The sequence below is a fragment of the Paraburkholderia sp. J63 genome, from assembly GCF_905220245.1.
In the GTDB taxonomy this organism is placed as follows: Bacteria; Pseudomonadota; Gammaproteobacteria; order Burkholderiales; family Burkholderiaceae; genus Paraburkholderia.
In genome coordinates this window covers 1-11,363 of the sequence record NZ_CAJMZF010000087.1, presented here as the reverse complement: position 1 = coordinate 11,363, position 11,363 = coordinate 1, and the positions used below count along the sequence as shown (strand labels likewise).

At 65.0% G+C, this 11,363-nt stretch carries 9 protein-coding genes; all 9 read right to left on the bottom strand.

The annotated features are described in order from the left end of the window. Window positions 1-128: 128 nt before the first annotated feature. The 9 genes from U5775_RS38020 to U5775_RS37980 all read right to left on the bottom strand — a co-directional run bounded on the left by U5775_RS38020 (window position 129) and on the right by U5775_RS37980 (window position 11,330). Entirely contained in the window at window positions 129-995 is an 867-nt protein-coding gene (locus U5775_RS38020) for a glycine betaine ABC transporter substrate-binding protein (RefSeq protein WP_322063281.1), read from the bottom strand. A gap of 134 nt (window positions 996-1,129) precedes the next feature. Further along, complete coding sequence (locus U5775_RS38015) at window positions 1,130-2,278, bottom strand: hybrid-cluster NAD(P)-dependent oxidoreductase (protein WP_322063280.1); 1,149 nt, start codon at window positions 2,276-2,278, stop codon at window positions 1,130-1,132. Between the two features lie 29 nt (window positions 2,279-2,307). Continuing rightward, window positions 2,308-3,549 carry an aromatic ring-hydroxylating dioxygenase subunit alpha gene (locus U5775_RS38010; protein WP_322063279.1) on the bottom strand — a complete coding sequence of 414 codons (1,242 nt, stop codon included), beginning with the start codon at window positions 3,547-3,549 and terminating at the stop codon, window positions 2,308-2,310. 62 nt (window positions 3,550-3,611) lie between these two features. Beyond that, on the bottom strand, window positions 3,612-4,397 hold the full coding sequence (locus tag U5775_RS38005; RefSeq protein WP_322063278.1) for an electron transfer flavoprotein subunit beta/FixA family protein: 786 nt from the start codon (window positions 4,395-4,397) through the stop codon (window positions 3,612-3,614). Then, window positions 4,394-5,563 carry an electron transfer flavoprotein subunit alpha/FixB family protein gene (locus tag U5775_RS38000; RefSeq protein ID WP_322063277.1) on the bottom strand — a complete coding sequence of 390 codons (1,170 nt, stop codon included), beginning with the start codon at window positions 5,561-5,563 and terminating at the stop codon, window positions 4,394-4,396. The genes U5775_RS38005 and U5775_RS38000 overlap by 4 nt, the downstream gene beginning before the upstream one ends. A gap of 4 nt (window positions 5,564-5,567) precedes the next feature. Next, window positions 5,568-7,502, bottom strand: a complete 1,935-nt coding sequence (locus U5775_RS37995) for a (Fe-S)-binding protein (RefSeq protein ID WP_322063276.1) — start codon at window positions 7,500-7,502, stop codon at window positions 5,568-5,570. 3 nt (window positions 7,503-7,505) lie between these two features. After that, window positions 7,506-9,569, bottom strand: coding sequence for an NADH:flavin oxidoreductase (locus U5775_RS37990; RefSeq protein WP_322063275.1), 2,064 nt, complete (start codon window positions 9,567-9,569; stop codon window positions 7,506-7,508). A gap of 105 nt (window positions 9,570-9,674) precedes the next feature. After that, window positions 9,675-10,208 (bottom strand): DUF5943 domain-containing protein, encoded by a 534-nt coding sequence (locus U5775_RS37985; protein WP_322063274.1) that lies wholly within the window; start codon window positions 10,206-10,208, stop codon window positions 9,675-9,677. 150 nt (window positions 10,209-10,358) lie between these two features. Next, the gene (locus U5775_RS37980; RefSeq protein ID WP_322063273.1) at window positions 10,359-11,330 is read right to left on the bottom strand and encodes a dipeptidase; all 972 of its coding nucleotides are present in this window, start codon (window positions 11,328-11,330) and stop codon (window positions 10,359-10,361) included. Window positions 11,331-11,363: the final 33 nt, after the last annotated feature.

Here is an 11,363-nt window from a genome sequence, read left to right as displayed (position 1 = left end):
GTTTGAGCGGCTTTCTTTGCCTACTTTCTTTGCCGCCGCAAAGAAAGTAGGTGCCGCCCCGCACAGGGGCAACGCTAGCAGACCGCCGCGAATACAAGGAAACGCGACAACCGCCATAGCCGCGCCACTTACTGCTCAGCAGCCTGCGCCCAATCATTCACGCGCTCGCCATGCGCGGCAATCCACGTATCAGCAGCGGCCTCAGGCTTGGCACCATTCTGAATCGCAAGCATCACACTATCGATCTCACCGGGCTTCCACTGAAACTTCTTGAGAAACGCGACCACTGGCGGCGCCTTCGTTTCAAGCCCGGGGTTCACCACGCTGTCCACGTGCTCCGCCGCGCCATAAACATCCTTGGGATCCTCAAGGAAGCGCAGCTTGTATTTAGCGAACATCCAATGCGGCGTCCAGCCGGTCACGATCACCGGCTTCTTCGCATTGACGTCGCGCGCGAGTTCAGCCGTCATGGCGCTACCCGAACTCGGCATGACCGTGTAATCGAGCCCATACTGCTTGACGGCCTGGTCGGTCTTCTGCATCACGCCCGCACCCGCATCGATACCCACAATGCGCCCACCAAACGCGCTCTTTTGCGCGTTGAGATCATCGATACTTTTCGCGGTCACGTAATCAGGCACCACGAGCCCGATCTTCGCGCCAGTGAAGTTCGTACCAAGATCGACCACTTTGTCCTTGAACTGCGCCCAGTACGCGCCTTGCGTGACGGGCAGCCACGCGGAAAGCGTCGCATCGAGGTCGCCGCGCGCCACGCCCTGCCACATGATGCCCGCAGCCACCGGCACCAGTTGCACCTGGTAGCCGTAGCGCTTCTCGATGATGCGCGCCGCCACGTTCGAGGTGGCCACGCTGTCGTCCCAGCCCTCCACATAGCCAATCTTCAGCGTCGGCTTGCCGTCCGCGAATGCCGGACCACTCATCGCCACCATCGCCGACACCATGCCGGTCCACAACAGTTTTTGCAGCAGCTTCACGGTCGATCTCCTCTAATGTGGGCGGTCGCGCCCTGTCCACTCCAGATTCCCCCGCCACAATTTGTCGTTATCGTTCATTTGCGACGCGTTCTTGTCGTACTGCGACTTGCGCGTCCGCAATATGGGCGGGCGGGTTATTTATCGATGACGAGATCGGACAGCGGCTTCGAGCAGCACATCAACGCCATGCCCTGGTCGATTTCGCGCTGGCGGATGCCGCCGTTGTGCTTCATCTGCACCTGGCCCGAGACCAGCTTGACCTTGCAGGTCCCGCACATGCCCTGCGCGCACGACGAGGGCAGCCGCACACCGGCCTGGCGCGCGGCTTCCAGCACGTGCTGGTTCGTGCCGCACTGAATCTCGCGATTGCTCTTTGCAAACGTGACCTTGAAGGTGGCGGCTTCGGCGTCCGTTTGCGCTGGAGCTTCGGCCAGCGCTTCAACCTCGGTGTCCGGTGTGTCGGCGTTGAGCGTCTCGAACGAGAAGCTCTCCTCGTGGTACTGCTTGCGCGGGAAGCCGGCTTCGTCGAGCAGGTCGCGCACGGCCTTCATATAGGGCGCGGGACCGCAGGTGAAGATCTCGCGCTCCATGAAATCCGGCGCAATCAGCTTGAGCAGCGGCAGCGTGAGAAAGCCCGTCACGCCGGGCCACGCCGTGCGCGCGCCCAGCCGCTCGCAAACGAACGAGGTGCGAAAGTGCGTGTGGCTCGCCGCGATCAGTTCGAGCTCGCGCGCGAAAATGATGTCGTCGGGCGTGCGCGCGCTATGCACGAACACGATGTCGCGATCCTCGGCGAGATCGTGATGCGCGCGGCTCATCGACATCAGCGGCGTGATGCCGGAGCCCGCCGAGAGGAACAGATACTTGTTCGCCGGATGGCGCGCGCAGGTGAACTCGCCGCCCGGCCCGAGCACGCGGATCGACGCGCCCGGTTGCAGATTGTCGTGCAGCCAGTTCGACACCTTGCCGCCCGGCACGCGCTTGACCGTGATGGAAATCGTGTGCGGCCGCGCCGGCGACGACGAAATCGTATAGCAGCGATTCACGGGCTCGCCGTCGATTTCGAGTTCGAGCGTCACGAACTGCCCCGGCTCGAACGAAAACGTGCGCCCTTGCGGCGAACGAAAGAAAAAGCTCCTTACGTCGTGCGTTTCCTGCCGCACATGGCAGCACACAAGCGTCTCTTCGGCATCGCTCGTCCAGCGCTCCGGCAGCGTGCCCCAGAAGGCCGGGCGCGTCACCCGGCTGTCCGTGGGATCGAATTGGGCCGCATCTCGCATCATGTCAAACTCCGCTCTACTCTCGCACCGGCTTATGCGCCGATCTTCTCGGCAAGACGGCCCACATACCAGGCCGTGAATTTTTCGACGAGACCCTCGGTGTACGGCGAGTACGGGCCCGGCTCATAGGCGCTGCTCCCGGCGCCGCGCTGCGAATACTCGACGAGCGTGCGGTCCTGGTCGTTGGTCGCGTTCCAGACGGCCGTGAGATTCGCCACGTCGTAATCGACGCCTTCGACCGCGTCCTGATGCACGAGCCAGCGCGTGCGCACGAGCGTCTCGCCGGCCGAGAGCGGAATCACCGAAAACGAGACGATGTGATCGCTCATGAAGTGATGCCACGAGTTCGGCTGCGTCCAGAACGAGAGGCCGCCGAGATCGGCCGTGCGGAATTCGCCGAGCAGTTTCTTCGAAGCGACCTTCGCGTCGAGCGTCTGCGATTCGCCGCTGCGGTCGAGCGGCAGGCGCTGCGTGCGAAAGCCGGTGACGTCGAGCAGTTTTTCGATCTCGACCGACGGCAGATTCATCTCTTCCCACTGCTTCGAGCGCTCGACGCAGGTGCGCTCGAACGCGTCCATGCCTTCCGCGTTCGCGGGCGAGCGCTGATAGCCGAAGCCGTATTCGTAGAGCGAAATCGTCAGCTCGGGGTGGTTCGCGACGCAGTGATAGCACTCGCGATTGTTCTCCATCACGAGCTTCCAGTTGCCCTTCTCGACGATGTCGATCTGCGCGGCCACCTTGCAGTTCGGCAGGTCGTGCGGCAGCAGATACGGCTCCATCGCGGCGCGCATCATCGCGAAGTCGGCGGGCGGCTCGTCGGCGAGGCAGATAAAGATCAGGCCTGCCAGGTTTTGCACGTGAACCTGCTTCAGGCTGTGCTTGCAGCGGTCGAACTGCTCGCCCATGTGCTCGGCGAACATCAGCTCGCCGGTCAGGTTGTAGGTCCAGCTGTGATACGGGCAGACGATGTTGCCCACCGTCCCCTTCTGCTCGTTGCACAGGCGCGCGCCGCGATGGCGGCACACGTTATGAAACGCGCGCACTTCCATGTCGTCGTCGCGCACGATCAGGATCGACTCGCCGGCCAGCTCGACCGTCACGTAGTCGCCCGGTTCGGGCAACTCGGGCTCCGTGGCCACCTGGATCCAGTGTTGGCGGAAAATCGTCTCCATGTCGAGCGCGAAAATTTCCTCGCTGCGATAGAAGGGCGCTTCGAGGCTGTAGCCCGCCTGGCGCCGCTCCACCAGCGCGCGAATGTCTGCCGATACGTTCATCGTTTGCTCCGGATTTTTCATCCCTGGTTCTTGACTGGTTCTTGCCGACAGATCAGCAAATTTCAGTAATCGATGAGTTGATGCTCGCGCAAATACGCAAGAATCACTTGTGCTTTTTCGACCGAACTCCCCTCAATTACGACGCTGCCGCCACGGCTTTCTGTCGTCACCGCGGCCAGCATCCGGGAATGCCCCGAGCGCTTCTCGGGAGCCGCGAACTTGACGGGCTTGCGCTCGATGGGGCCCACCGTCCAGGCAGCGGCTTCATCGCTCGCAAAACGCGTCGCGCGCTGGGGCCGGATCGTGCCCGCGCGCAGGCGCGCATAGGCGTACTGCGGCTGCGCATTGGCGAGCGGATGCACGGCGATCAACGCCGGCAGCGCGACTTCCACGCGGCGGCGCAATCCCTTCGGCAGGAACTGGCGCACCGTCGCGCGGCCGCCTTTTATGTCGATATCGACGGCGCTGCCCACAAGCGGGCAGCCCAGCGCCGCGGCCACGCTGTACGGCAGCATGCCGCTGTCGTGCGCGCCCTCGGCGCGCGTGCCGGTCAGCACGAGGTCGTAGCCGCGCACGCGTTCGGCGAGCGCGCGCGCCGCGTCGTCGCCCGGCGCGCACGCGAGCACTTCGACTTCGCGGGCGCCGAGCGCGAGGTATTCGGCGAGCGCGGGTTCGTGGGCGTCGCCCGCGTGGATCACGTCGAGTTGCGCGCGATGCTGGTCGGCGAGCTTGCGGCCGATTTCCAGCGCCTGCGCGTCGTTGCGGCTATAGCGCGGCGCGCCGCTCACAGGATGGCGGCCCGCCGAAACGAGCACCGCGATGCGTTCTATCTGTCGTTGCGCGTTCATGCGGCCACTCCTGCGGGTTGGCGTTGTTCGGCCGCAGCCGGCGCCTGGCCGCGCGTCGCGCGCGCGGTCTGCACCTGCTGGATCAGCGCGGCGATGGTCTGCTGGGCGTCGCCCACCACGGTCAGGTTCGCGCGCTTCGCGATCGGCGCGCTGCCGTCGAGATTCACGGCAATCACGTGGCGGCAGTCCTTGATGCCCTGCAAATGCTGCACGGCCCCGGAAATGCCGAACGCGATATACACGCTCGCCTCCACGGTCTTGCCGGTCGCGCCCACCTGCTTGTCGCGCGTGAAATGGCCGTTGTCCACGGCCACGCGGCTCGCGCCGATGGCCGCGCCAAACGCGCCCGCGAGTTTCTCGAACGAGGCAATGTCACTCACGCCGTTGCCCGCCGAGACGATGAAGTCCGCCTCTTCGAGCGCCACCTGGGCCGCGTCGATTTCTTCGAGGCCCAGGTCGCGATACGGTTGCCCGCTATCGCCCGCGGGGCGAATGAAGTCGCCCGCGAGACGCTCGCCCGCGCCCACGAAGGGCAGCTTCGCATCGACGGCGTTGGGGGCGAGCAGGATCACGTCGGGCAGCGCGCGCGTGGCAAACGCGCGCTTCGCCTGCTCGTAGGCGCCCACGTGCTTCGCGTCGATTTCGACCACGTGCGTCGCCACGCTCGCGCCCGCCGAGGCCGCATAGCGGCGGCCCAGGTCGCCGTCGCCGGTCGCGTTGTCGGGCACGAACACGTGTTTCGGCGCCAGCGCAGCCGCACAAGCCTGCAAGGCGCGCAACTCGCTTTCGGGCGCGAACACGCGGCGCTCGAAGCCCTGCAGTTCGATCAGCTTGTCCACGCCAAGCGCCGCCACGTCGTCTTTCACCTCGCCAAATGCGAGCAGCGCCACTTCGGTTTGCCCATCGGCCAGCAGCGCGGCTGCGGCGATGGCCTGGCACGTGTGATCGTCAAGCGCGCCGCGTTCGGCATGCGCCACCACCAGCATGATTTGCTTCGGATCGCTAACCAGGCGCCGCGGCTTCGCGGCGGCGTGTCCATGCGCCTGACCGGCCCAGTGCGCGGCGCTTGCATCGGCGCTGCCGCTCTCGCCGAGCGTGATGCGCCGCAGTCCGTCCACGGTAATGATGAAGGGGCGGCGCGGATCGATTCGTTTGATCGCATTCATCGGTTCACTCCAGCGAAGCTGCAACGAGTTCTGCCACGTCGAGCACCTCGGGGCGCGGACCCACGACGCCTTCGAGCATCGCCGTGCAGTTCGGGCACGCCACGGCGACGACTTCGGCGCCCACGGCCTTCGCATCGGCGATGCGGATATCGGGAATGCGCTGCTTGCCGGGGATATCGGTGAGCGGCGCACCGCCGCCACCGCCGCAGCAACGCCCACGCATGCCGTTGCGCTCCATCTCCACCACCTGGATGCCGATGGTCTTGAGCAGCTTGCGCGGCGCTTCGGTCTCGCCGTTGTAGCGGCCCAGATAGCAAGGATCGTGATACGTGGTGCGCTTTTCGCGCAGGGCTTCAACGGCCTTCGGCGCAATCTTGCCGCTCGCGGCCAGCTCGGCGAGCAGGGTCGTGTGATGGAGCACGTCGTACCGCGTGCCCAGTGCGCGATATTCGTTGCGCAGGCTGTGCATCACGTGCGGGTCGGCGCTCACGATGCGCTTGAAGTTCAGCGTCGAGAGCGTGCCCATCATCTGCTTCGCCATGCGCTGGAACGTGGCCTCGTCGCCGAGACGGCGCGCCACGTCGCCCGTATCCGTTTCCTGCGCGCCCAGCACCGCGTAGCTCACGCCCGCCTTGTTGAGCACCTTCACGAGCGCCCGCAGCGTGCGTTGATAGCGCATGTCGAAAGCGCCTTCGCCCGCCACCAGCAGCACATCCACGGGCTTGCCCGGTTGCGCGATGGGCGCGTTCAGGTCGACCGACCAGTCGTAGCGCGCGGCCTTGTCGTAGCCGCCCATCGTGCCGGTCTCGCGCAGGTTCGCGAGCACTTCGGGGCCCTTGCCCGGCACCGTGCCGTGCACGAGCGTCTGGTTGCGGCGCATGTCGACGATGGCGTCCACGTGCTCGATCAGCATCGGGCACTCCTGCACGCAGGCGCGGCACGTGGTGCACGACCACAGCGTTTGCGCTTCGATCAGGCCCGAGACGATCGGGCCGGTCGGTGCGCCGCCATGCTGGCCGACCTTGATGCCGGGCGTGGGGCTGCCCGCGTAGGCGGCGTCGGTGCCGCCGGCCATGCCCACCACGAGGTCCTGAATCAGCTTCTTCGGATTGAGCGGCTGGCCCGAGGCGAACGCGGGGCACGCGGCCTCGCACTTGCCGCACTGCACGCAGGCGTCGAAGCTCAGCAACTGGTTCCAGCGAAACTCCACGGGCTTCGCCACGCCATATTCCTGATGCTCGATATCGGGCAGCTTGAGCGCCGTGGGCGGCGTGGCCGTGCCGTTGCCGGTCCAGCCTTCACGCGTGGCGGCGAAGCGCTCCTGGCGCGGGTGAAACGCGAGATGCAGCAGGCCCGCGATCGCGTGCTTCATCGGGCCGCCCTTCGCGGCGCCAAACGTCATCGCGAACGCGCCCACGCCGATCAGCACCGCGCAGAGCACCGCGAAGCCGCCCGACATCGCACCGGCGGGCACCACCGTATAGAGCACGATGCCGAGCGCGAACGAGCCGAGCAGCCAGGGCAGCGTATTCCACGGCCCGCGCGAGAGACGCGCCGGCACTTGCCGCGCGTTACGGCGGCGCCACACGAACACCACGCCGATCAGCATCGCGAGCGCCGCGAGGAAGATCAGCTTGTCGAGCCAAGGCGAGTAGATCGCCAGGCCATAGTTGATGAACACGAGCGCGAGCGCCGCAATCGCGCCGCCGGCCGTCGCCACGTGCGTCTTCGCGATATACGGATCGCGCGCGACCACATGGTGCAGATCGACGAAATAGCGCTTCGGAATGCTGAACAGCCTGGTGAAACCGAAGGCGCCGAACGATCCGGGCGCCGCTGCGCGCCCGACGCGCCAGTAAGCGGCCCGCTTCGCGACGGCGAACGCGAGGCCCGCCATCGAGAGCCACAGCAGCGCGGTAATGAGCCAGGTCGGGTTCATGGGTCAGAAGTCCTTCACGAGCCGCAGCGCGTCGTAGATCGCGCCGTGGATGTTGTGCATGGAGATGCAGTCGCCAACACGGAACAGCAGGAAGCGGCCGTTGCCGAGCTCCTCGGTGAGGCACGGCTGCGCCTCGGACGCGAACAGCTTGTTCACGTCCACCTGGCCGTTATTCACCGATTCGTTCTTGAGCTTCCAGTAGAGTTCGTCGTTGGGCCGCGTGCCGTTCTCGACCACCACCTGGTCGACCGCGCGCTCCTCGAGCTCTTCCGTGTACTCGTTGCGCAGCACCGCGATCTTCTTGCCATCTTCTTCGTAGACGCGATCGAGCCAATAGTTCGGCGTGAGCACCGCGCCTTGCGCGTAGAGCCGGCGATAGAAGATCGGGAACGTCGTGCCGCCCACGTCGTCCGCCACCTTCACATCGGGCGTCACGATCTCGACCCTCGAGCCGCGGCTCGCGATGAAGTCGGCCACGCCCGATCCCGCATGCGTGCTGATGCCGTCGTAGACCAGCACGTTCTGTCCCGGCTCGACCTTGCCCGTGAGGATGTCCCACGAGCTGACCGCGAGCCCGTCCGCCACGCCCCAGCCCGGCACTTCCTCCGTATAGCTGTGGCCGCCCGTTGCGAGCACAACGATATCCGGCTTCTCGGCCATGATCACCTTCTCGTCAGCCGCCACGCCCAGCCGGCGATCCACGCCCAGGCGCTTCGTTTCCATGTCGAACCACCGCACGATGCCGGCCATCTGCTCGCGCTGCGGCGCCTTCGCCGCGATCATGATCTGGCCGCCGACTTCGGCGTTCTTCTCGAACAGCACGACGTCGTGGCCGCGCGAGCGCGCGACGCGCGCCGCTTCCAGGCCCGCCGGGCCCGCGCCCACCACCACGACCTTGCGCTTCGGGCCGCGCGTCTTCTCGATCACGTGCGGCATGGTCTCTTCACGCGAGGTCGCCGCGTTCTGCACGCACAGCACGTCAAGACCGTTGTACTGGCGGTCGATGCAGTAGTTCGCGCCGACGCACTGCTTGATTTCGTCCTCGCGCCCGTCGCGGATCTTGATCACCATGTGCGGATCGGCAATCTGCGCGCGCGTCATGCCGACCATGTCGATCATCCCGTTCGCCAGCAGGCGCTCGGCCTGGCCCGCGTCACGAATGCTCTGCGCATGCATCACGGGCAGCTTCAGCACCGACTTGATGCCCCCGGCGAGATGCACGAACGGCTCCGGCGGCAGCGCCATCGGCGGCATGCAGTTCACGAGGGTGTTGTGCGTGTCCGCGCCCGAACCCACCACGCTGATGTAGTCGATCAGACCGGTCGCTTCCATCGCCTGCGCGATTTCCTTCGCGTGCTCGTGGTCGATGCCGTTCTCATGGAATTCGTCGCCGCACATGCGCAGGCCGACGCAGAAGTCACGGCCCACGGCTTCGCGCACCGACTTCAGCACTTCGATGCCGAAGCGCAGACGGTTCTCGAAGCTGCCGCCCCATTCGTCGGTGCGGAAGTTCGTGCGCGGGCTCCAGAACTGGTCGACCAGTTGCTGGTGCGCGGCCGAGATTTCGATGCCGTCCATGCCCGCGCTCTTCACCCGGATCGCAGCGGCCGCGAAATCCTTGATGATGCGTTTGATGTCCTCGACTTCGATGATCTTCGCGTTGCCGCGGTGCACCGGCTCGCGCACGCCCGAGGGCGTCACGAGATGCGGCCAGTGCTCGCCGTGGTAGGCATTGCGGCGCCCCATGTGGGTTGCCTGGATCATGATCTTCGCGCCGTGACGGTGCATCGCTTCGGCGAGGCGCGCGAGCGGATCGATGACCTTGTCCGTCGTCAGGTTGACCGACTTCCACCAGCCCTGCGGGCTATCCATCGACACCGGGCTCGACCCACCGCAGATCGCGAGGCCGACGCCGCCCTTGGCCTTCTCTTCGTAATAGCGGATGTAGCGCTCGCCCGGCAGGCCGCCCGGCTCGGCATAAACCTCGGCATGGGCGGTACTGACGATGCGGTTGCGTAACGTCAGCTGATTGAGCTGGAGGGGTTTGAACAGGTGGGGATAGCGCATCGCAGGCGACCTCTGGCGTTCGTATGTCTCGGTGTTACTTTGCTAATTCTTTTAATGCGGGGGCGTTCGTTTTGATCGTTGCTTCGGTCTGCACTCAGGCAGCCTTCAGGCAGAAAGCGGCGACACCTCGAACACGCAATGATCGTGGCTTTCGGCCGCGCACTGCACTTCCTTCGATTGCGCGCGCGGCGCGCCCTTGCCTTCGGCCGTGGTGTCGTTCACCCAGTCCATCGCGCCTGCGAACCAGCCCGCGAACATGTAGCAGAGCTTGCCTTCCTTGCCGGGCTGCGCGAGCACGAACGACGAATGGCGCAGCTCGATCTTGGCGTGCGCGCTCTTCGGGTCGGCCTCGATGATCGAGAAGAGGCCCCAGCCGCGTTGCGAAAGGCGCTTCAGGTAATGCTCGAATACGTCCATGCCCGCGATGCCGTGCTTCTCGGCTTCCTTCGCGCACCAGTGATACGCAGACTTGTAGCCGGCCTTGTAGAGAATCTCGGCGTAGACGTCGCGGCCCAGCGCCTCTTCGACGGCGGTGTGGTTGTTGGTGAAGAAATGGCGCGGCACGTACAGCATCGGCAGCGCGTCCGTGGTCCAGACACCGGTGTTCGCATCGACGTCGATCGGCAGTTGCGGTTGCATCTCTTTGCACTCCAGGATGAGTGGGGGCTGCATGAACGCGCCGGGGCGCGTCCACGCATCAATATTTTTCGGAATGGCTTGAAGGCTTTTTAATGGCGTCGTTTAAAGGGGCTTTAAAGACGCTTTAAACGGTTGCTTGCGGCTAAACGCTCAGGCGCCCCAGACGTCGCGGAACACGCGCACCCAGTTCTCGCCCATGATCTTGCGGATGCGCGACTCCTTCCAGCCCGCGCGCTCCATGGCCGCCGTAAGATTCGGGAATTCGCCGATCGTGCGAATGCCCTCGGGATTCACGACCTTGCCGAAATTCGTGAGGCGGCGGTAGCGGCCCTTGTCGTGCGTGAGCATGTCGAAGAACTCGGTGCTGTAGCCCTGCGTGAAGTCGGTGCCAATGCCCACCGTGTCCTCGCCGATCAGGTTCACGACATAGTCGATCGCCTCGATATAGTCCTCGACGGTCGCGTCGATACCGCGCTTGAGGAACGGCGCGAACATCGTCACGCCCACGAAGCCGCCCGCGTCCGCGATCTCCTTGAGCTGCTCGTCGCTCTTGTTGCGCGGATGCTCCTTGAGGCCCGAGGGCAGGCAGTGCGAATAGCAAACCGGCTTCTTCGAAAACGCGATGGCCTCCGAAGACGTATTGCCGCCCACGTGCGAGAGGTCGACCATGATGCCCACGCGGTTCATCTCGGTGATCACTTCGCGGCCGAAATCAGAGAGGCCGCCGTCGCGCTCATAGCAGCCCGTGCCCACGAGGTTCTGCGTGTTGTAGCAAAGCTGCACGACGCGCACGCCCATGTCGGCGAACGCCTCGATATAGCCGAGGTTGTCTTCGAACGCATGGGCGTTCTGGAAGCCGAGAATCACGCCCGTGCGCCCTTCCTTCTTGGCGCGCGCGATGTCTTCCGTGGTGCGCACCAGCGTGAGCAGCTCGCTGTTCTCGCGAATCTGCTGCTTCATCAGCGCGATGTTGTCGACGGTCTTCGTGAAGCTGTCCCAGACCGAGACGGTGCAGTTCGCGGCCGTGATGCCGCCCTTGCGCATGTCCTCGAACACCGAGCGTTCGAATTTCGAAATGTTCAGGCCGTCGATGATGATGCTGTTTTCGTGCAGATTGCTCATGGTGGACTCCGGCGTATCAGGTTCAGGGGCGGC

Bases quoted from the DNA above. Each gene is read 5' to 3' on its own strand.
- U5775_RS38005 (WP_322063278.1), bottom strand. From the start codon at position 4,397: ATGAACGCGCAACGACAGATAGAACGCATCGCGGTGCTCGTTTCGGCG.
- U5775_RS37995 (WP_322063276.1), bottom strand. From the start codon at position 7,502: ATGAACCCGACCTGGCTCATTACCGCGCTGCTGTGGCTCTCGATGGCG.
- U5775_RS38010 (WP_322063279.1), bottom strand. From the start codon at position 3,549: ATGAACGTATCGGCAGACATTCGCGCGCTGGTGGAGCGGCGCCAGGCG.
- U5775_RS37985 (WP_322063274.1), bottom strand. From the start codon at position 10,208: ATGCAACCGCAACTGCCGATCGACGTCGATGCGAACACCGGTGTCTGG.
- U5775_RS37990 (WP_322063275.1), bottom strand. From the start codon at position 9,569: ATGCGCTATCCCCACCTGTTCAAACCCCTCCAGCTCAATCAGCTGACG.
- U5775_RS38015 (WP_322063280.1), bottom strand. From the start codon at position 2,278: ATGATGCGAGATGCGGCCCAATTCGATCCCACGGACAGCCGGGTGACG.
- U5775_RS37980 (WP_322063273.1), bottom strand. From the start codon at position 11,330: ATGAGCAATCTGCACGAAAACAGCATCATCATCGACGGCCTGAACATT.
- U5775_RS38000 (WP_322063277.1), bottom strand. From the start codon at position 5,563: ATGAATGCGATCAAACGAATCGATCCGCGCCGCCCCTTCATCATTACC.